The organism is Sphingomonas sp. LT1P40, from assembly GCF_036663835.1.
In the GTDB taxonomy this organism is placed as follows: Bacteria; Pseudomonadota; Alphaproteobacteria; order Sphingomonadales; family Sphingomonadaceae; genus Sphingomonas.
Genome location: NZ_JAXOJT010000001.1, coordinates 1040097 through 1058031 on the forward strand (window position 1 = coordinate 1040097; position 17935 = coordinate 1058031).

The window sequence follows — 17935 nt, forward strand, 5'->3', positions numbered from 1 at the left end:
TCCTCATGCGTCGGCTCTGGGCAAATTCACCCGAAACACCGTCAGCTCCGGATCGCCCGCCCGCGCATATTCGACCACCCCGCCCATATCGCGCACCAGCTTCTCGACCAGCGGCAGCCCCAGCCCCTTGCCCTCTGGCTTGCCGGACACGAACGGCTCGAACAAATGGCCGGCGATATCGGCGGGCGCACCCGGCCCGTTGTCCGACACGCATAGTTCGATGGGCAGCCAGCGGCGCGGCTGGTCCGGCGCGGGCCGCATCGCGACGCCGTGGCGGAACGACGTCGACAGGATGATGCGCGGCTCCGCCACATCCTTCAGCGCCTCGGCGGCATTCTTGAGCAGGTTCAGCACGACCTGCTGAAACGCGTCCTTGTCCATCATCACCGCGGGCAGCGAGGGGTCGAACCGCTCCTCGATCACCATCCCCCGCGCAAACCCGGCCAGCGCCACACGCCGCGCATGATCCAGCAGCGGATAGATATTCTGCGGCGCCAGCTTCGGCGGCCGCGTATCGGTAAAATCCTCCATCCGGTCGATCAGCGCGGCGATGCGATCAACCTCGTCGGTAATCAGCCGCGACAATTCCTCGCGCCCCTCGGCCTCATCGCTCGCCAGCAACTGCGCCGCGCCGCGAATGCCCGACAACGGGTTCTTGATCTCGTGCGCCAGCATTGCCGCCGCCCCGATCGCCGCCCGCGCGCCCGCGCTGCGATCCGTCCCCGCCGACAGTCGCCGCGATGTCGGCGCCTGATGCAATGTCACCACGCGCCAGCCGGGATGCTCGGTAATCGGCTGCTCGATGAAATCCACTCGCGTCCGGGGCGACCGGTTCGGCTCGATCTCCACATCGTAAGCAGAAAAACCATGCCCGTCGCGGCGCGTGGTATAGCCATCGGGCAGCGTCAATATGCGGTCCAGCCGCTGTCCCACCATCGCCTTTTCGCTATGATTGAGCAGATGCTCGCACGCCATGTTCACGCGCGTCACCCGGTCCTGCGGGTCCAGCACGATCGCGGCGACCGGCAGCCCGCCGAACATCTCCGACAGGTCCGGCTCGCCCGGCTGGGGTGGTGGCCTCAGGCCGCTTCTTGGGCCGGCCATGTTTCGATAACGCGGCCATAAAAGTCTTCGAGCATCGCCAGCACGACCTTCGGATCGGCGATCTGATTGACCGTGTTGCGGAACTCGGCGGAGCCATGCAGCCCCTTGGTGTACCACCCGATATGTTTGCGCATCATGTTGACGCCGACCTCGTCGCCATAATGGTCCAGCATCATGATATAATGCTCGACGATCAGCGCATATTGCTCGGCCAGAGTCGGCTCCGCGCGTTCGCCCTTGCCAGACAACGCATCCATCACCTGCCGCAGCACCCAAGGTTTCCCATAAGCGCCACGCCCGATCATCACCCCGTCCGCACCGGATTGCGCCAGCGCGGTCCGCGCATCCTCGACCGTGCAGATATCGCCATTGACGATCACCGGCACCGACACCGCGTCCTTGACCCGACGCACGAACGCCCAGTCGGCGGACCCTTTGTACATTTGGTTGCGCGTGCGCCCGTGCACCGTAATCATCTTCGCGCCGATATCCTCGGCAATCCGCGCCAGCTCCGGCGCGTTCAGGCTGTCATGGTCCCAGCCCATCCGCATCTTCACGGTGACGGGAACATCCACCGCCTTCACGCACGCCTCGATCAGCTGCGCGGCGAGTTCCGGCACGCGCATCAGCGCCGACCCGGCATCGCCATTGGTCACCTTGCGCACCGGACAGCCCATATTGATGTCGATGATCGCCGCCCCCCGGTCGGCATTCAACTTCGCCGCCTCGCCCATTTCATAGGGCGTACAGCCGACCAGCTGCATTGAAACCGGCTCCTCGATCGGATCCCACGCCGCCTTCTGCACCGACTGCCGCGTTTCCCGGATCGCCGCCTGGCTCGCGATCATCTCGGTCACGTTGAGGCCAGACCCATAGCGCCGCACCAACCGTCGAAACGGCAGGTCGGTCACGCCCGTCATGGGCGCGAGAATAACCGGGTTCTCGATCGTCACCGGACCGATCTGGATGGGTTTGAGTAGGGTCATGACTGCCTGAAAATTAGGCAGTAGCGACTAGCGGGGCAAAGGCGGGGATGCAAGGGTGACCACCGATACCCAACCCCTCCGCTTCTTCTTTCTTAGCCCCTCCCGCTCTTCGCGGGAGGGGTTGGGGAAGGTCTTCTTCTGCTTCCTCTCAATGACAAAACTATAAGTGCCGCTCGCTATCCTGCCTGACATGCAGGATGCGGACGATTTCAAGCCGGTCGCCACGCTCGCGAAAATACACGATATGCGATCCGGTCGTCAGCTTCAGATAGCCGGGCCGAACATCGACCACCCTGCCCCGCTTCGCGCCAGACGCCAGCGCCTTGCAAGCATCCCTGATCTCATCGGTATAGCGATCCGCCTGATCCGGCGCCCAATTATCCGCGCTGTAATCCCAGATATCATCCAGATCAGCCTCAGCCGCAGGCGAAAAGACAAGCGTCTTCATTTGGCGTCAAACGCCGCCCGCTTCCGCGCCTTGAACGCCTCGAAATCGAACGGCTGCGGCTCACCGGATTGCTCTCCCGCGATCAGCGCATCCTGCAACGCCCGCACCCGCGCTTCATGCTCTTCCAGCAACCGCAACCCGGCCCGGACCACATCGCTGGCCGAACCATAACGACCGGCATGCACCTGCTCGCCAATGAAACTGGCGAAGTGGTCGCCGATCGTCACGGAGGTATTGCGGGGCATTGGCGGTCCTTTGGCCATCAGGAGCGAAGAGCTTATACCAATAAGTATTACAACGCAATCCGATGTCAAATCAGTCGATATAGACCTCATTTCGCAGGTCCGAGCCTATCTGAGCTTCAACTCGATCCATTGCCTGGCCGTCTGCAAAATCTATTGTCGCCCGACAACGTGGTCAACGATGGATTGACGGCGAAATAAACTGAAGGCTTACGCTCGGCAATCGACCATCAGCACGTGCTCAAAGGCTCAAAAACTTTCCTACACGTGGCCATGTCGCTAGGCAGCCCTGATGCGATCGTCTGCATCACCCCTCTCGCACTACGCGAAACCTGCCTCGCCGGACGGATGCACCGCTTCACCGCCGCGTCACCGCCGCTTCATCGCCACGTCTCCGCTCGAAACAGTCGTCTCACTGCCGCGTCCCTGTCGCCTAGCAGCCGCATCATGACCACCGCCGCCCTAATCGTCGCCGCCGGAAGGGGCGTCCGCGCAGGCGGCACCACACCAAAGCAATTCGCCCCACTGTGCGGAAAACCCATGCTCGCGCATAGCGTTAGCGCCCTCTCCGCACACCCGGCGATAACCGAAACCCTCGTCGTCATCGGCGAAGGACAGGAAGAACAGGCCCGCTCGGCACTCGGTAAAAACGTCAAGACTGTCAACGGCGGGGCCGAACGTCGCGACTCCGTCCGCGCCGGTCTCGAAGCCCTCGCCACCCATGGCGTTACCCGCGTCCTGATCCACGACGCCGCCCGCCCCTTCGTCCCCCCTGTCGTCATCGACGCCCTGCTCGCCGCTCTGGACCATGCCCCCGGTGCCGTCCCGGTCCTCCCCGTCGCCGACACGCTAGCGACCGGCACCGACACCCTCGGCGACAACGTCCCCCGCACCGGCCTCAACCGCATTCAGACGCCGCAAGCCTTCCACCTCGACGCCATCCTCGCCGCCCACCGCGCCTGGCCAGTCGACCAAGAGGCCACCGACGACGCCCAGATGCTCCGCCGCGCGGGCCACAACGTCCTGCTCGTCCCCGGAGACCCCATGCTAGAGAAGATCACCCACCCTGCCGACTTCGCCGCTGCCGAAGCCCGCCATGCCGCCACGCTGATCTCCCGCACGGCAATGGGCTTCGACGTCCACCGCCTCGAATCAGGGCAGGAACTCTGGCTCGGCGGCGTCCTGATCCCGCATGACAAGGGGCTATCGGGCCATAGCGACGCCGATGTCGCACTCCATGCCATCACCGACGCGCTGCTCGGAACGATCGGCGCGGGCGATATCGGCATGCACTTCCCGCCGAGCGATCCCAAATGGCGCGGCGCTGCCTCGGGCCAGTTCTTGCAACACGCCGCCGGGCTCGTCGCCGCACAGGGCGGCATCATCGATTTCATCGACCTGACTTTGATTTGCGAGGCCCCCAAGATCGGTCCGCACCGCGACGCGATCCGCGCCAGCATCGCGGCATTGCTTAACGTCCCGGTCAGCCGCGTCAGCGTAAAAGCCACCACCACCGAACGCCTCGGCTTTACGGGCCGCGGCGAAGGCATGGCGGCACAGGCAATCGCCACCGTCCGCGTCCCGCAGGAGTAACCCATGCGTATCCGTGCCCTCGCCGCCGCCCTGCTCTGGGCAGGCGTCACCGCTTCCACCGCCGCTTCGGCGCAAACCGCGCGCCCCTGCATCAACGAAGCCGAAGCCGAAGCCCTGTTCCAGGTCATGCTCCCCGACATGATCCGCGAAATGGGTCGCGTCTGCGTCGCCCTCCCGCCCCGCGCCTTCCTGCGTCAGCCGCCCGCCGCATTCACCGCCCGCATCAACGCCGGGGTCGCCCCCGCCATGCCAGCTGCCCAAGCCGGGATACGCAAGCTGCTCGGCCCCGACGGCCAGTTCATCGCCGATTCGCAATTCGCCATCCCCGCCGTCCGCGCGATTTTCGCCCCCGCCATCGCGCAACAAATAAAGCCCGCCGACTGCCCCGGCCTCGACAAGATCATCACCAACCTCGCCCCTTTGCCCCCGCGCAATCTCGCCGCCGTGTTCGCGGCGCTGCTGCAACTCAGCCAGAATGACGAAAAGCGCGCGCCACGGCTGCCATTATGCCCTATGGCCCGCCCGCGATGACAGACACCCTCCTCCCGAATGAACTGGTTGAAGCCGCGCGCAAGGTCGTAGAGACCAACCGCGCCGCCGGGCGCACCGTGGCGATTGCGGAGAGCTGCACCGGCGGCCTCGTCGCCGCCGCGGTCACCGAAATCCCCGGCTCGTCCGAAGTGCTGAACGCCGGTTTCGTGACCTACTCCAACGACGCCAAGACGAAGCATCTGAAGGTCAGCCGCGACGTACTCGAAACCTTCGGTTCCGTGTCGATCGCCACCGCATGGAGCATGGCACAGGGCGCGCTTGAGGTCAGCGGCGCGGACGTCGCCGTCGCCATCACTGGCATCGCCGGCCCCGCTGGAGGAACCGAGAAGAAACCGGTCGGCACCGTCGTATTCGCCCGTGCAGAGAAGAATGCCGACCCCGATGTTATCGTTGCCGACATCCGCCATTTCGGCGATCTCGGCCGTGGCGGCATTCGGCTTCAGGCGGCGCTGTGCGCGCTCGAACTGCTGCTGCCCGACGCCCCGTAAAGCGCGGCGGCGCGGGTCTCGAACGCCCCGATCATCATCCTCAGCGCGCGATCGAAAACCTGCCCCGCCAGCATTTCGAACACCCGGCTCTTAAACGCGAAATCGACCTCGAAATCGATCAGCACCCCACCCTCGCCGTCTGGCCGAAAGGTCCAGTCATTGTGCAAATGCTTCAGCGGTCCGTCGAGATAATCGACCCGGATATGGTGGGGCCGCTGCTTCTCGACCTTGGAACTGAACGTTTCCCGCAGCCCCTTGAACCCGACGATCAGGTCCGCAACCATCTCACTCTCGCTGTCCGATCGCACCCGCACCGCACTGACCCACGGCAGAAACTCGCCATAGCGCTCGACATCGGCGACCAAGTCGAACATCTGCTCCGGCGAATAGGGCAGCCGTCGCGTCTCGCTATGCTTCGGCATCAGCCCGAGACCGCCACCTTCGCCAGCTTCGCCGCCCGCGCATCCCGCATCTTCGCAAAGTCATCACCGGCATGATAGCTCGACCGCGTCAGCGGCGACGACGCCACCAGCAGGAAGCCCTTGGCCCGCGCAATCGCCGCATAGGCATCGAACGCTGCCGGGGTCACGAAATCCTGCACCTTGGCGTGGCGCGGCGTGGGTTGCAGATACTGGCCCATCGTCAGGAAATCGATGTCGGCGGAGCGCATGTCGTCCATCACCTGATGCACCTCCAGCCGCTCCTCGCCCAACCCCAGCATCACGCCGGATTTGGTGAAGATCGAGGGGTCGAGCCGCTTGACCGTCTCCAGCAGCCGGATCGACGCATAGTAACGCGCACCTGGCCGGATCGTCGGATACAGCCGCGGCACGGTTTCCAAGTTATGATTATAGACGTCGGGCCGCGCCGCGACGATCATCTCGACCGCTGCATCACGCTTGTTGCGGAAATCGGGGGTCAGGATCTCGATCGTGGTGGTCGGGTTCGACTTGCGGATCGCCTCGATCACCTTGACGAACTGCTTCGCCCCGCCATCGGGCAGGTCATCGCGGTCGACCGAGGTCACCACGATATGCGCCAGTCCCATCTGGGCCGCCGCGTCGGCGACATTGTTCGGCTCCATCGGATCGACGGCGCGCGGCATACCGGTCTTGACGTTGCAGAACGCACAGGCGCGGGTGCAGGTGTCGCCGAGAATCATCACCGTCGCATGCTTCTTCGACCAGCACTCGCCGATGTTCGGGCAAGCCGCTTCTTCGCATACCGTCGTCAGGCTTTTCGACCGCATCAGCGCCCGGGTCGCCGCGAACCCGGCGGAGGTCGGCGCCTTGACGCGAATCCAGTCGGGCTTGCGCTGGCGTTCAGGGCGGATGACGGGCGTAGGATCGTTCATGCCCGCCAGATAGCGATCCCCGCCCCCGCTTGCCAGCCCTTACGGCCTGCGTCATTGGAGGCGGCATGACCCACTTCTCCGACCTCGTTCAGGGCTATCGCCGGTTCCGTGCCGAGGAATGGCCGCAGGAACATGCCCGCTGGGCCGAACTCAGCCAGGGCCAAAGCCCGAAGGTGATGGTGATCGCCTGTTCCGACAGTCGCGTCGATCCCGCCACGATCTTTGGCTCGTCCCCCGGCGAAGTGTTCGTCGTCCGCAACGTCGCCAATCTCGTCCCCCCGTTCGAGCTGGACGGCGGTCGCCATGGCGTCAGCGCCGCGCTGGAATTCGCGGTGACTCAACTTGAAGTGCCGGAGATCGTCGTGCTTGGCCACGGCATGTGCGGCGGCGTCCACGCTGCGCTCTCGCGCCGTTTCGCCGGGGCGGCACCCGGCGAGGGCGGCTTTATCGCGCACTGGGTAGACCTGCTCGACGAGGCCCGCACCCGCATCGTGGCAAAACACGGCCATGGACTCGAGGCAATCCGCGAGCTGGAGCTTGAAACCGTCCGCGTCTCGATCGCCAATCTGCGCACCTTCCCCTGTATCCCCGAGCGCGAAAAAGCAGGATTGTTGAGGATTCATGGCGCCTATTTCGCGATTACCGACGGGGTCCTGCACTTAATGAACGAATCCGGCGACTTCGCCCCGGCCTGATCGGTTGGCCCTCCGCAAAGGGCCAACCGGGGCAACGGGGCATTATTTCCGCACGATTACTTTCAAGAAGGTCGCGGGGATTTCGGTCCGGGACTCGTCGCCGCGATTCTCCGCTTCGAACAGCGCAATCAGCTCGGCCTGCAAAGCCTCGCGCTTGCCGTTCCGTTCCGCCGCTTCGAACGCGTTCATCGTCGGGCCGTAATAGTCGCGGAAAATCGTCAGAAAATCGCGGGCCGGTCCGTCATAGCGGAAGGTGTAGGTGGCGCGCTCGCAGCTGATATTCTCTTCGGCAATGCCGGCGGCAACGAAGCGTTCCCGAACATTCGCCTCCTGCCCCCAGGTGACGGGGCTGACAAACCCCTCGGGCGGCACAGGGGTGTAGCCAGCGCAGATCTGCAGGACCCGCGCGATCAGCGTCGGATCGCCGGGGATCCAGTTACCCATCACGATGCGGCCGCCGGGGCGAGTCACGCGCACCATCTCACGCGCCGTGTCGAAGGGGCGCGCCGCGAACATCGCGCCAAATATAGTGACCACGAGATCGAAGCGGTCGTCGCCCACGACATCGAGACGCGAAGCATCCCCTTCCTCGAAACGAAGGTTCGTGAGGCTTTCCGCCTGCGCCCGGACATTGCCCGCCGCAACGAGGTTGGCGGCGATATCGACGCCGAGCACCTTCGCGCCACGCCGTGCCGAGGGCAATGCGGTGGTCCCGTCGCCACAGCCCAGATCGAGCACTTCCATGCCAGGCTTCACGCCCAGACCGTCGATCAATTCGTCGCCGCTCTCGCGCATCGTCGCGGCGAGACGGGTGAAGTCACCCTTCTCCCACAAGGCCTTGTTCGGATTGATGGCGGCCGATAGGTTCACAGGCTGCGGGGGCGCCGTATCGGCGAGCGTCTGGGGGTCTGCTGTAACGAGTGTCATTTGTTTCTCCTGATGTCGGGGCCGTCAGTCGGTCCGGATGTCGCCGCTCATAGGAATTCCGTGCAGCCATGCTTGAAGACGGCACGGAGAATTCATGGAGAAATGCTGATCTTGTCGTTTGGCACCGCCCTTGTTTACCGGTTCGCGGACTTCGAGCTCGATCCGGGCAAGTTCGAACTTCGTGAGCGCGGGCAGGCCCGGCATCTGGAGCCGCAGGTCCTGTCGCTGCTGATCCTGCTGGCCGGCAATGCCGACCGGCTCCTCAGCAAGGACGAGATTATCGAGAAGATCTGGGGCGGCAGGATCGTCTCGGAGGCCGCAGTGGCTTCGCGGATCAAGGCTGTGCGACAGGCGCTGGGCGACGATGGCAAGCAGCAACGCTATGTGCGGACTGTCCATGGCAAGGGTTTTCGCTTCATAGCCCATGTCGCATTTGGGCATGCCGATGCGTCATCTCCGGCGCGCGCCGCCTCACCCGCTGACGGCAAAACACTAAACCCGGCTCGTAATGATCGTCCGTCCATCGCCGTGTTGCCCTTTCGACTGATCGGTGAACCCGGGCCATTGTCCATTATCGCGGATGCCCTCGCCGACGAGTTGATTACCGATCTGTCACGCTTGCGCTGGCTGTTGGTGATCGCCCGTACCTCCACATTCCGGCTTCGAGATCGTGACGTCGATTGCGCGGCCATCGGCAGCGCGCTGAACGCTCGCTACTGCCTGACCGGAAAGCTGGAAGAAGCGGGACGCCGCATCACCTTGACGGTGGAACTCGCCAGCACGAACGACGGCACGGTGATCTGGGCGGAGCGCTTCGTCGCGGGGCGCGACGAATTGCAACATGTGCGACGGGAAATGCTCGTTGCCATCGTCGCCGCACTGGAAGTGCGGATCGTCCAACATGAAGTGGAACTGGCACGCCGGATTCCCGAGGCCGGGCTGGACGCATGGTCGTCCTATCATCTCGGCCTCGACCTGATGTTCCGCTTCAACAAGACCGATAATGCCAAAGCCGCGACACTTTTCGAACGCGCCCTGACGCTCGACCCGCATTTCTCGCGCGCTTATTCGGGCCTGTCGTTCACCTCCTTTCAGGACAGCTTTCTCCAATATTCCGAAAACGGCGAACGGATGGCGCAGCGGGCGCGGGCGTTGGCCGAATCGGCCCTGCAATGCGACCCGCTCGATCCCTTCGCGCATCTCAATCTGAGCCGGTCGATGTGGTTCGATGACGCCGTCGCGGAAAGCATCGACCGGTTGAGCGAATGTATCGCACTCAGTCCCAACTACGCACAGGCGATCTATTCAAAGGCCTGGGCCGAGATGACACAATGCGCAGTCGGCCAAAGCGACGATAACGCGGCGCTCGCCCTGCGCCTTAGTCCGCTCGATCCGCTTCGATACGCGATGCTAGCCGTGAGATCCGTCAACGCGTTGCTCGCCGGCGATTATGAGAATGCCGCCGACTTGGGGGAACGTGCCGCCCGATCGCCCGGCGCACACAAGCACATCGCCGTCATCGCAGCCGTCGCCAGCCATGCGGCCGGGCGGCGCGAGCGCGCAACACTATGGGTCGGCCGTGCACGGCAACTGGACCCACAGGTGTCGCAAACGACATTCCTGCGCTCATTTCCGTTCATGCCATCGGTCGGCCGCGAGATGATCGAGAAGGCGCTGACCGACGTCCGTCTCTAACGTCGGCTATGCCCCCAATGCCGCCCGCGCCATCTTCTCGAACTCAGGGTCCAGGGCGGGCGGCTCCATCTTCACCCGCGCCTCCAGCGCGTCCGCGATCGCCGTCAGCGCCGCGATCCGCCCTGCCTTGCGGCTGTTGCCATCGATCACCGTCCACGGCGCATGCTTCGTGCTGGTCTTGGCAAACATATCGTGCAGCGCGTCCAGATAGTCCGCGCGCTTCGCCCGGTTGCGATAATCGTCGGCACCCGTTTTCCACCGCTTCCACGGATCGTCGAGCCGCTCCAGCAGCTCCTTGTCCTGCTTTTCCTGGGTGATGTGGACGAACAGTTTGACGATCGTCGCGCCCGCCTCGATCTGCTGCGCCTCGAAATCGTTGATCTCGTCATAGCCGCGCTTCCATTCGGCCTTGGCCGCATAGCCTTCGACGCGTTCGACCAGCACGCGGCCATACCAGCTGCGGTCGAAAATCCCGATATGGCCCTTCGCGGGAAGCCGGGTCCAGAACCGCCACAGGAAATGATGCGCAAGTTCGTCCTCGCTTGGTGCGGAAATCGGCATCACCTCGAAAAAGCGCGGGTCCCAGTCGGCGGTCAGCCGCTTGATGATGCCGCCCTTGCCCGCTGCGTCCCACCCTTCCAGCACGATGATCGCGGGTCGCTTGTGCAGGATATGCGCCACCTGGATACGGTCGAGCCGCGCCTGTAGCGCCGCCAGCGCATCGTCATAATCGCCGTCGAACTTGTCGCCGGATTCGTGATCTTTGAGGTCGATTTTCATGGGGCCAGCCTAGCAGGCCCGAAAGCGCGCTGAAATGCCCTGCATTTGCGCCTGATCGGCCTTCGCGTCCGGCCCTTCCCTGCCCTATGAACAGCTTATGCGCGGCGTAGGGCGCATGTGTATGCGGGGTTATTGAAATGACGGCACAGCGTTTGCTGATCGAGGGGCGCGTTCAGCGCGTCGGCTATCGCGATTGGGCGGTGCGCACGGCGCGCCAGCTTGGGGTGATTGGGTGGGTCCGCAATCTTCAGGACGGGCGGGTCGAGATACTGGCGGATGGCGAGGACATGGCGCTCGACACCTTCGTCGATCGCTGCCGCGAGGGGCCGCTGATGGCGAGCGTCATGAAAGTCGATGCGATGCCGACCGAGGCGGGGAATGTGAAGGGCTTCACGAAGCGGTTCACTGCCTAGATTGAAGAACGGCCGGTGCCGAACATCAGGCGCTCAGTCCTCCACCAGCTTCATCAACCGCCGCTCCACGGGTGCGAGCACCGGCCCCAGTTCGTGCCCGCGCTTCAGCACCGCGCCGCTTTCGTTGACCAGCGCCCACATGCCCTGCCGGTTGCGCAGTGCAGGGCGCTTCTCGATGCGGAACTCCGGGCGTTCGGCCGCGCGGCGAAAGGCGGCGAACACCGCTGCATCCTGGCCCAACTGGATGGCGTAATCCTTCCAGTGTCCGGCCGCCACCATGCGACCGTACAGGTCGAGGATACGGGTCAGTTCAGCGCGCTCGAACCCGATCTGGCTCGCACCGCGCACTGGCAAAGGGGTGACATTGCCCGTCACGCGCGGTCGCGCTGCTCCGTTTCGCCACCGGCCTGCTCACGCTCGGCGAGCAGTTCGTCGAGCCGCTTGCGCATCGCTTCCAGTTCGCACCGCATGATTTCCATCTTCTGCGTGGCGGGGTCGAACATTTCGCTGCACGGCGTGCCATAGGGGACAAAGCCCTTCTGCCACTTGTCCGCCTCAACCAGCGTCGGCTTGGCCGGGATGCCCACCATCACCGCCCCTTCGGGCACTTCCTTGGTCACAACGGCGTTGGCACCGATCCGCGCGCGCGCGCCCACCGTGATCGGCCCCAGCACCTGCGCGCCCGACCCGACGATCACGCCATCGGACAGGGTCGGATGCCGTTTGCCGGTGACGCCATTGTCGGGGCTGGTCCCGCCCAGCGTGACGCATTGATAGATGGTGACGTTGTCGCCGATCACTGCGGTCTCGCCGATCACGACAAAGCCATGATCGATAAAGAAATTGCGGCCGATCACAGCACCCGGATGAATGTCGATCGCGGTCAGCCAGCGCGACAAATGGTTCACCACGCGCGCGAGAAAGAAAAGGTTCAGCCCGTACAGACGGTGCGCCATTCGGTGCCAGAACACCGCCCATACGCCCGGATAGAGCAGAATTTCCGCACGGCTGCGCGGCGCGGGATCGCGCGTGCGAATTGAATCCAGATATGTCGCCAGACCGCCAAACATCCACAGGCCCCTTTTGTCTGCGAGGCTATTTAGGCATGGCGTGCAGCGTTTTCCAGCGTGCCGTGTTTATCGCTTGTCAGGTCTAAACACGATGTATCTTGTAGGAATTGCCGCCGCCCGCCACACCGGGCGTCGTTCGTTCCGGGTGAAAGAGGTTTGATGTTCGAAGGTATCGACTTCCAGGCGCTGCTCCCGTTCATCGCGGTCGGCTTTGCGGCGCAGATCGTTGACGGTGCCCTCGGCATGGCATTTGGTGTGATTTCCAGCACATTGCTCATCAGCGTCCTTGGCGTTCCCCCCGCCACCGCTTCTGCCGGCGTCCATCTGGTCGAATGCTTCACCACCGGCGTTTCGGGCATCAGCCACGCGATCCACAAGAACGTAAACTGGAAGCTGTTCTTCCGGCTGCTGATTCCTGGCGTGATCGGCGGAGTGGCGGGTGCCTATCTGCTGTCGTCGCTGGACGCATCGGCGACGCGGCCGTTCGTGATGACCTATCTCGCACTCATTGGCGTCTATCTGTTGTGGCGCGGGATCAGCTTTCCCACGCGCCATCACAAGGAGCCCAAGATCGTCGAGCCGCTGGGCCTGGCTGGTGGTTTTCTGGATGCTGCGGGCGGTGGCGGATGGGGACCGGTGGTGACCAGCAATTTGCTGATTCAGGGAACGCAGCCGCGCTACACGATCGGGACGGTCAATAGCGTCGAGTTCTTCCTCACCTTGTCGATCTCGATCACCTTCATCCTGCACTTGGGCTTTTCCGCCTTTACCGAAGCTGTCGCCGGATTGCTGATAGGCGGCGTGGTGGCGGCACCATTCGGCGCGATCGTGGCGAAACGCGTGCCGACCAAGACGCTGCTGATCCTTGTCGGTATCGTGCTGACGCTCACCAGCGGGTATAGCGTCTATTCGGCATTGACCAAGTAGGTCGATTAATTTCGCCTGCTTCAGTGATTGTTTCGATCAGGGCGAGCGAGAGTTCCTGTTTCTCCGATGTTGCACCGCACCCTATATGCGGCATTGCACTAGCTGCAACGCACCATAATCGGAGATTCAAGACATGGCGCTCATTGGAAGCACCCTCAAGCCGTTCACCGCAACCGCGTTCAAACAGGGCAAGTTCGTCGAGGTCACCGATGCCGACGTGACCGGCAAATGGGCCGTGTTTTTCTTCTACCCCGCCGATTTCACCTTCGTTTGCCCAACCGAACTAGAGGATCTCGCCGACATTTATCCGACGCTCCAGAAGATGGGCGTCGAGGTGTTCTCGGTCTCGACCGATACGCATTTCAGCCACAAGGCTTGGCACGATACTTCGCCTGCGATCGGTAAGATCAACTATTACATGCTGGGCGATCAGAACCACGTCCTGTCGAAGAATTTCGACGTTCTGCGCGAGGGTCAGGGTTTGGCGGACCGCGGCACGTTTGTGATTGATCCAGAGGGCGTAATCCAGCTGATAGAAGTCACCAGCGAGGGCGTCGGCCGCAACGCCGCCGAGCTGCTGCGCAAGATCAAAGCGGCTCAGTATATTGCAGCGCACCCAGGCGAAGTTTGCCCGGCCAAGTGGGAAGAGGGTGAAACCACGCTTGCCCCGTCGCTCGACCTCGTCGGCAAGATCTAACGTCAAAGGCACCCGTCCCCTCCCTCTTGCGGGTGCCAACGCGGCCCGGGGCGACACCTCGCTCCGGGCCGTTACCCCCAAAATTACAGGAGTTTCCCATGCTCGACGCCCACCTGACACAGCAGCTTGAAGGCTATCTGGTGAACATTCGTCAGCCGATCGAGCTCGTGGCCAGCCTCGGTGACGACGCGAAGTCGCGCGAGCTGGAAACCCTGCTTACCGAAATCGCCGCGCTCAGCGGCAAGATCACAATGATCCGCGCCGATGACAAGCGCCGCCCCAGCTTCATGATCCGCCGCGCTGGCACCGATATCGGCGTGCGCTTCGCCGGCATCCCGATGGGTCACGAATTTACCTCGCTCGTCCTTGCTTTGCTCCAGGTCGGCGGACATCCGTCGAAAGCGGCACAGGACGTGATCGAACAGGTCAAGGGTCTCGACGGCGACCTGCACTTTGAAACCTATTTTTCACTGTCGTGCCAGAACTGCCCGGACGTGGTGCAAGCGCTGAACCTGATGGCCGTCCTCAACCCGGGCATCAGTCATGTTGCGATCGACGGCGCGCTGTTCAAGGACGAAGTCGACAGCCGCAAGATCATGGCCGTCCCCACCGTATTCCTCAATGGCGAACCCTTCGGTTCGGGCCGCATGGAGCTTGAGCAGATCGTCGCAAAGCTCGACACAGGCGCTGACGCCAAGGCGGCGGAGAAGCTGAACGCCAAAGAGCCTTTCGACGTGCTCATCATTGGGGGTGGACCCGCCGGTGCCGCCTCGGCGATCTACACCGCGCGCAAGGGCCTGCGCGTCGGCGTCGCCGCCGAACGCTTCGGCGGTCAGGTGCTGGACACGATGGGCATCGAGAATTTCATCTCGGTCCCTTATACCGAGGGGCCGAAGCTCGCCGCACGGCTGGAGAGCCACGTCCGCGACAACGACGTCGACATCATGAACCTCCAGCGCGCCGACAGGCTGATCCCGGCATCGCACGAAGGCGGTCTCCATCAAGTCGTGCTCGCCAACGGTGCGACGCTCAAGGCAAAGACGATCATCCTCTCCACCGGCGCGCGCTGGCGGCAGATGGGTGTCCCCGGTGAGGAAGAATATCGCAACAAGGGCGTTGCGTACTGCCCGCATTGCGACGGTCCGTTGTTCAAGGGCAAGCGCGTCGCGGTGATCGGTGGCGGCAATTCTGGCGTCGAAGCCGCGATCGACCTCGCTGGCATCGTCGCGCATGTCAAGCTGATCGAGTATGATAGCCAGCTTCGCGCCGATGCAGTGCTCCAGCGCAAGCTCGCCAGTCTGCCGAACGTCAAGGTCCTGACCTCCGCCATGACGACGCGCGTCAACGGTGCGGAGAAGGTCACCGGCCTGACCTACAAGGACCGCAACAGCGGCGACGAACATGACGTCGAATTGGAGGGCATTTTCGTCCAGATCGGCCTCGCCCCCAACACCGAATGGCTTAAGGACAGCATCGCTCTAACCCCGCGCGGCGAGATCGAGATCGACACTCGCGGCGAAACCAGCCAGCCCGGCATCTTCGCGGCGGGAGACGTGACGACGGTGCCGTACAAGCAGATCGTTGTAGCTATGGGCGCGGGTTCGACGGCGGGGCTATCGGCATTCGACTATCTGATCCGCCTGCCTGCCGAGGCCAGTCAGGCGGCTGCGGCCTGATTATGGAGCGTCGCCCTCGCAGTGAGGGTGACGTTTCGGCAAAATCACTTATATCTGGCCCATTCATCGCTTGGATCGATCAATGGCGCAAACCTACCTCCCCACGCTCAAGCAGCTTCAGTATCTGGTCGCGCTCAAGGATCACGGCCATTTCGGCCGCGCGGCCGAGGCCAGCTTCGTCACGCAATCCACCCTGTCCGCCGGCCTGCGCGAACTCGAAACGCTGATCGGGGTCGTCCTCGTCGAGCGCACCCGCCGGGTGGTCCGCTTCACGCCACTGGGCGAGCGCATCGTCGACAAGGCCCGCCGCGTGCTGCGTGAGGCCGACGAACTGTCCGACCTCGCCCGCGCCGCCGGACGTCCGCTGTCGGGTGAAATGCGGATGAGCGTCATCCCCACGATCGCCCCCTTCCTCCTTCCCCACATCCTGCCCCGCCTCCGCCGCGACTATCCCGACCTCAAACTGTTTCTGCGCGAGGAGCCGAGCGGCGCGGCGTGCGAGAGCCTAAACACCGGCCGCACCGATTGCGTGCTGCTCGCACTCCCCTATGCCTGTGGCGATGTGGAGGTCGCGTCGCTGTTCGAGGACCGTCTGTTCGTCGCCTTTCCGGAGGGCGAGTACGAACCCGATCATCAAAGCGTGAGCGCGGGTGAGATCGACGAGACCCGGCTGTTGCTATTGGAGGACGGTCATTGCCTGAAGGATCACATCCTCTCCGCCTGCAACCGCCCCGAACTGCGTGCCGAGGCGACGATGCTCGGCACTTCGCTGCATACCATGGTTCAGATGGTCGATAATGGCCTGGGCGTCACGATGCTGCCCGAAATGGCACTCGACGCCGGCATCCTCGATCACACCAGAGTCATCGCCCGTCCGCTTCAGGCTGACTATCCCTCGCGCAAGATCGCGCTGGTCTGGCGCAAGGCATCGCCGCGCGAACGCGATTTCCGGCTGCTGGCAGAGGTGCTGGCTCAGTCGAAAGCGGCCGCCTGATCGCTCCAGCGTGCCGCCGCCTGATGGTCACCCGCACGCGCTTCCACCCATCCTGCGCCCCCGCCGCGCACCTCCCGCTTCCAGAAGGGTGCCTCGGTCTTCAGCCGGTCGATTAGGCTCGCACAAGCCTCCAGCGCCGCCTGCCGGTGCGCCGCCGCCGTTGCAACTAACACCACTCGCTCACCCGGCACCATCGGCCCGACGCGATGGACGATCACGACCGACAAAAGACTCCAGCGCGCCATCGCCTGTTCGGCCAGATCGCACAGCACCGCCTCGGTCATGCCGGGATAATGTTCCAGTTCCAGACAGGTGACGCCATCGTCGCCCCGCACGATGCCGGTAAAGCTCGCTACCGCCCCCGCCCCGGTTTCCTCGACCCCGGCCAGTTCGATGCCGATATCGATCGGCGCGATGTCGATCGAGACGCGGATCATCCGCCCGTCACCGGCGGAAACAGCGCGACTTCCTTCGCCGCGCCCAGTTCGCAGTCGAGCGGCACGAAACGCTGATCCATCGCCGCTCGCAACTTTGTCAGATCGGCGAACGCCTCGGCATGGCCCGCGCTCCGCCCTTTCAGCCACTCGGCCAGATCGGCCACCGTGCGCACCGCCTCCGGCGGATCAACATCCTCTTCGCCCGCCCCGATGCGTTCTCGAACCCAGGCGAAGTATAGCAGGCGCATCAACTGTCCATATGCTTCAGGCCGACGCGCAGATAGTCCCAGCCGGTAATCAGCGTCAGTGCAGCGGCTGCCCACAGCATCGCCAGGCTGGTCGAATGCACCCATTCCATGTCCGGCACCGCCCCCGCCAGCACCAGCCCGCCCAGCGACGTCAGTTGTAGCGCCGTCTTCCACTTCGACAGCGCCGACACCGGCATCGACACCTGAATGCCGCCCAGAAACTCGCGCAGCCCCGACACCGCGATCTCACGCAACAGGATCACCAGCGCCGCGATCAGGTGCAGGTCCGGAATGATCCCCTTGCCGCACAGGATCAGGATGACCGCCGCGACCATGATCTTGTCGGCGATGGGATCCAGGAACACCCCCAGCTTCGACACCGCCCCACGCGATCGTGCGAGATAGCCGTCGAAATAATCGGTGATCCCCATCAGGCAGTAGATTGCGAAGGCCAGCCCATAGCCGGCGCGCCATTCGGGCCACCACAGGAAGAAGACCAGCAGCGGAACCGTGACGATTCGGGACAGTGTCAGTACATTGGGTAGCGTCAGCATGATCCAGCCTTAGCACCGTGCCACAATGCAATCATCCCCCACGATGCACGCGCCC

Annotated in this window: 23 protein-coding genes; 10 read left to right on the top strand and 13 right to left on the bottom strand. The window is 63.6% G+C overall.

Annotation, left to right across the window (positions count from 1 at the left end):
- Nucleotides 1-3: 3 nt before the first annotated feature.
- From U1702_RS05105 to U1702_RS05120, 4 genes are all read right to left on the bottom strand, one after another.
- Nucleotides 4-1104, bottom strand: coding sequence for a two-component system sensor histidine kinase NtrB (locus tag U1702_RS05105; protein WP_332722637.1), 1101 nt, complete (start codon nt 1102-1104; stop codon nt 4-6).
- Nucleotides 1080-2090, bottom strand: coding sequence for a tRNA dihydrouridine synthase DusB (dusB, locus tag U1702_RS05110; RefSeq protein ID WP_332722639.1), 1011 nt, complete (start codon nt 2088-2090; stop codon nt 1080-1082). The genes U1702_RS05105 and dusB overlap by 25 nt, the downstream gene beginning before the upstream one ends.
- A gap of 160 nt (nt 2091-2250) precedes the next feature.
- On the bottom strand, nt 2251-2538 hold the full coding sequence (locus tag U1702_RS05115) for a type II toxin-antitoxin system RelE/ParE family toxin (RefSeq protein ID WP_332722641.1): 288 nt from the start codon (nt 2536-2538) through the stop codon (nt 2251-2253).
- The gene (locus U1702_RS05120; protein ID WP_332722643.1) at nt 2535-2783 is read right to left on the bottom strand and encodes a type II toxin-antitoxin system ParD family antitoxin; all 249 of its coding nucleotides are present in this window, start codon (nt 2781-2783) and stop codon (nt 2535-2537) included. The genes U1702_RS05115 and U1702_RS05120 overlap by 4 nt, the downstream gene beginning before the upstream one ends.
- Before the next feature lie 444 nt (nt 2784-3227).
- On the opposite strand from U1702_RS05120, the gene U1702_RS05125 reads away from it, so the two are divergent.
- From U1702_RS05125 to U1702_RS05135, 3 genes are read left to right on the top strand one after another with little or no spacing between them, the layout of a single operon-like run.
- Nucleotides 3228-4373, top strand: coding sequence for a bifunctional 2-C-methyl-D-erythritol 4-phosphate cytidylyltransferase/2-C-methyl-D-erythritol 2,4-cyclodiphosphate synthase (locus tag U1702_RS05125; RefSeq protein WP_332722645.1), 1146 nt, complete (start codon nt 3228-3230; stop codon nt 4371-4373).
- Nucleotides 4374-4376: 3 nt separating this feature from the next.
- Nucleotides 4377-4904, top strand: a complete 528-nt coding sequence (locus U1702_RS05130) for a hypothetical protein (RefSeq protein WP_332722647.1) — start codon at nt 4377-4379, stop codon at nt 4902-4904.
- Nucleotides 4901-5413, top strand: coding sequence for a CinA family protein (locus U1702_RS05135; RefSeq protein WP_332722649.1), 513 nt, complete (start codon nt 4901-4903; stop codon nt 5411-5413). Before U1702_RS05130 ends, U1702_RS05135 begins: the two co-directional genes overlap by 4 nt.
- Here U1702_RS05135 and U1702_RS05140 read toward each other — a convergent pair.
- Complete coding sequence (locus U1702_RS05140) at nt 5365-5835, bottom strand: type II toxin-antitoxin system RatA family toxin (protein ID WP_332722651.1); 471 nt, start codon at nt 5833-5835, stop codon at nt 5365-5367. The two genes, U1702_RS05135 and U1702_RS05140, sit on opposite strands and share 49 nt — an antisense overlap.
- The gene (lipA, locus tag U1702_RS05145; protein WP_332722653.1) at nt 5835-6767 is read right to left on the bottom strand and encodes a lipoyl synthase; all 933 of its coding nucleotides are present in this window, start codon (nt 6765-6767) and stop codon (nt 5835-5837) included. The genes U1702_RS05140 and lipA overlap by 1 nt, the downstream gene beginning before the upstream one ends.
- 65 nt (nt 6768-6832) lie before the next feature.
- On the opposite strand from lipA, the gene U1702_RS05150 reads away from it, so the two are divergent.
- Nucleotides 6833-7462: a carbonic anhydrase gene (locus tag U1702_RS05150; protein ID WP_332722654.1), complete on the top strand. Its 630-nt coding sequence runs from the start codon at nt 6833-6835 to the stop codon at nt 7460-7462.
- 42 nt (nt 7463-7504) lie between these two features.
- On the opposite strand, the gene U1702_RS05155 is transcribed toward U1702_RS05150, so the two are convergent.
- The gene (locus U1702_RS05155; RefSeq protein WP_332722656.1) at nt 7505-8389 is read right to left on the bottom strand and encodes a class I SAM-dependent methyltransferase; all 885 of its coding nucleotides are present in this window, start codon (nt 8387-8389) and stop codon (nt 7505-7507) included.
- A 102-nt stretch (nt 8390-8491) separates the two neighbouring features.
- On the opposite strand from U1702_RS05155, the gene U1702_RS05160 reads away from it, so the two are divergent.
- Nucleotides 8492-10084, top strand: a complete 1593-nt coding sequence (locus U1702_RS05160; protein ID WP_332722658.1) for a winged helix-turn-helix domain-containing tetratricopeptide repeat protein — start codon at nt 8492-8494, stop codon at nt 10082-10084.
- A 6-nt stretch (nt 10085-10090) separates the two neighbouring features.
- On the opposite strand, the gene U1702_RS05165 is transcribed toward U1702_RS05160, so the two are convergent.
- Nucleotides 10091-10864, bottom strand: a complete 774-nt coding sequence (locus tag U1702_RS05165; protein ID WP_332722659.1) for a polyphosphate kinase 2 family protein — start codon at nt 10862-10864, stop codon at nt 10091-10093.
- Nucleotides 10865-11001: 137 nt separating this feature from the next.
- Between U1702_RS05165 and U1702_RS05170 the strand changes: the two genes are divergently transcribed.
- Entirely contained in the window at nt 11002-11277 is a 276-nt protein-coding gene (locus U1702_RS05170; RefSeq protein WP_332722661.1) for an acylphosphatase, read from the top strand.
- A gap of 33 nt (nt 11278-11310) precedes the next feature.
- Here the strand turns inward: U1702_RS05170 and U1702_RS05175 are convergent, their stop codons facing one another.
- A complete protein-coding gene (locus U1702_RS05175; RefSeq protein WP_332722663.1) occupies nt 11311-11652 on the bottom strand; it encodes a DUF2794 domain-containing protein in 342 nt (113 codons plus the stop codon).
- Nucleotides 11649-12347 (bottom strand): serine O-acetyltransferase EpsC, encoded by a 699-nt coding sequence (gene epsC, locus U1702_RS05180; RefSeq protein ID WP_332722664.1) that lies wholly within the window; start codon nt 12345-12347, stop codon nt 11649-11651. The genes U1702_RS05175 and epsC overlap by 4 nt, the downstream gene beginning before the upstream one ends.
- Before the next feature lie 159 nt (nt 12348-12506).
- Here epsC and U1702_RS05185 point away from each other — a divergent pair, with 159 nt between their 5' ends.
- The 4 genes from U1702_RS05185 (at nt 12507) to U1702_RS05200 (ending at nt 16641) form a co-directional block, all read left to right on the top strand.
- Complete coding sequence (locus U1702_RS05185; RefSeq protein WP_332722666.1) at nt 12507-13274, top strand: sulfite exporter TauE/SafE family protein; 768 nt, start codon at nt 12507-12509, stop codon at nt 13272-13274.
- Between the two features lie 133 nt (nt 13275-13407).
- Nucleotides 13408-13971 (top strand): alkyl hydroperoxide reductase subunit C, encoded by a 564-nt coding sequence (ahpC, locus tag U1702_RS05190; protein WP_332722668.1) that lies wholly within the window; start codon nt 13408-13410, stop codon nt 13969-13971.
- A 98-nt stretch (nt 13972-14069) separates the two neighbouring features.
- Nucleotides 14070-15647, top strand: coding sequence for an alkyl hydroperoxide reductase subunit F (ahpF, locus tag U1702_RS05195; RefSeq protein ID WP_332722670.1), 1578 nt, complete (start codon nt 14070-14072; stop codon nt 15645-15647).
- 82 nt (nt 15648-15729) lie between these two features.
- Nucleotides 15730-16641: a hydrogen peroxide-inducible genes activator gene (locus tag U1702_RS05200; protein ID WP_332722671.1), complete on the top strand. Its 912-nt coding sequence runs from the start codon at nt 15730-15732 to the stop codon at nt 16639-16641.
- Here U1702_RS05200 and U1702_RS05205 read toward each other — a convergent pair.
- Genes U1702_RS05205 through pgsA form a run of 3 tightly spaced genes read right to left on the bottom strand, consistent with a single transcriptional unit; the run spans nt 16620 to nt 17880 of the window.
- Entirely contained in the window at nt 16620-17078 is a 459-nt protein-coding gene (locus U1702_RS05205) for a molybdenum cofactor biosynthesis protein MoaE (protein WP_332722673.1), read from the bottom strand. The genes U1702_RS05200 and U1702_RS05205 overlap by 22 nt on opposite strands.
- On the bottom strand, nt 17075-17326 hold the full coding sequence (gene moaD / locus U1702_RS05210) for a molybdopterin converting factor subunit 1 (protein WP_332722674.1): 252 nt from the start codon (nt 17324-17326) through the stop codon (nt 17075-17077). The genes U1702_RS05205 and moaD overlap by 4 nt, the downstream gene beginning before the upstream one ends.
- Nucleotides 17326-17880 (bottom strand): CDP-diacylglycerol--glycerol-3-phosphate 3-phosphatidyltransferase, encoded by a 555-nt coding sequence (pgsA, locus tag U1702_RS05215; RefSeq protein ID WP_332722676.1) that lies wholly within the window; start codon nt 17878-17880, stop codon nt 17326-17328. The genes moaD and pgsA overlap by 1 nt, the downstream gene beginning before the upstream one ends.
- Between the last annotated feature and the right edge of the window lie 55 nt (nt 17881-17935).

Excerpts from the sequence above, each read along its gene's own strand:
- U1702_RS05135 (WP_332722649.1), top strand. The coding sequence starts at position 4,901 with ATGACAGACACCCTCCTCCCGAATGAACTGGTTGAAGCCGCGCGCAAG.
- U1702_RS05115 (WP_332722641.1), bottom strand. The coding sequence starts at position 2,538 with ATGAAGACGCTTGTCTTTTCGCCTGCGGCTGAGGCTGATCTGGATGAT.
- U1702_RS05170 (WP_332722661.1), top strand. The coding sequence starts at position 11,002 with ATGACGGCACAGCGTTTGCTGATCGAGGGGCGCGTTCAGCGCGTCGGC.
- U1702_RS05125 (WP_332722645.1), top strand. The coding sequence starts at position 3,228 with ATGACCACCGCCGCCCTAATCGTCGCCGCCGGAAGGGGCGTCCGCGCA.
- U1702_RS05200 (WP_332722671.1), top strand. The coding sequence starts at position 15,730 with ATGGCGCAAACCTACCTCCCCACGCTCAAGCAGCTTCAGTATCTGGTC.
- U1702_RS05130 (WP_332722647.1), top strand. The coding sequence starts at position 4,377 with ATGCGTATCCGTGCCCTCGCCGCCGCCCTGCTCTGGGCAGGCGTCACC.
- epsC (WP_332722664.1), bottom strand. The coding sequence starts at position 12,347 with ATGTTTGGCGGTCTGGCGACATATCTGGATTCAATTCGCACGCGCGAT.
- U1702_RS05160 (WP_332722658.1), top strand. The coding sequence starts at position 8,492 with ATGCTGATCTTGTCGTTTGGCACCGCCCTTGTTTACCGGTTCGCGGAC.
- U1702_RS05185 (WP_332722666.1), top strand. The coding sequence starts at position 12,507 with ATGTTCGAAGGTATCGACTTCCAGGCGCTGCTCCCGTTCATCGCGGTC.
- ahpF (WP_332722670.1), top strand. The coding sequence starts at position 14,070 with ATGCTCGACGCCCACCTGACACAGCAGCTTGAAGGCTATCTGGTGAAC.
- U1702_RS05120 (WP_332722643.1), bottom strand. The coding sequence starts at position 2,783 with ATGCCCCGCAATACCTCCGTGACGATCGGCGACCACTTCGCCAGTTTC.
- U1702_RS05205 (WP_332722673.1), bottom strand. The coding sequence starts at position 17,078 with ATGATCCGCGTCTCGATCGACATCGCGCCGATCGATATCGGCATCGAA.
- U1702_RS05155 (WP_332722656.1), bottom strand. The coding sequence starts at position 8,389 with ATGACACTCGTTACAGCAGACCCCCAGACGCTCGCCGATACGGCGCCC.
- lipA (WP_332722653.1), bottom strand. The coding sequence starts at position 6,767 with ATGAACGATCCTACGCCCGTCATCCGCCCTGAACGCCAGCGCAAGCCC.
- U1702_RS05150 (WP_332722654.1), top strand. The coding sequence starts at position 6,833 with ATGACCCACTTCTCCGACCTCGTTCAGGGCTATCGCCGGTTCCGTGCC.
- dusB (WP_332722639.1), bottom strand. The coding sequence starts at position 2,090 with ATGACCCTACTCAAACCCATCCAGATCGGTCCGGTGACGATCGAGAAC.
- ahpC (WP_332722668.1), top strand. The coding sequence starts at position 13,408 with ATGGCGCTCATTGGAAGCACCCTCAAGCCGTTCACCGCAACCGCGTTC.
- moaD (WP_332722674.1), bottom strand. The coding sequence starts at position 17,326 with ATGCGCCTGCTATACTTCGCCTGGGTTCGAGAACGCATCGGGGCGGGC.
- U1702_RS05165 (WP_332722659.1), bottom strand. The coding sequence starts at position 10,864 with ATGAAAATCGACCTCAAAGATCACGAATCCGGCGACAAGTTCGACGGC.
- U1702_RS05140 (WP_332722651.1), bottom strand. The coding sequence starts at position 5,835 with ATGCCGAAGCATAGCGAGACGCGACGGCTGCCCTATTCGCCGGAGCAG.
- pgsA (WP_332722676.1), bottom strand. The coding sequence starts at position 17,880 with ATGCTGACGCTACCCAATGTACTGACACTGTCCCGAATCGTCACGGTT.
- U1702_RS05105 (WP_332722637.1), bottom strand. The coding sequence starts at position 1,104 with ATGGCCGGCCCAAGAAGCGGCCTGAGGCCACCACCCCAGCCGGGCGAG.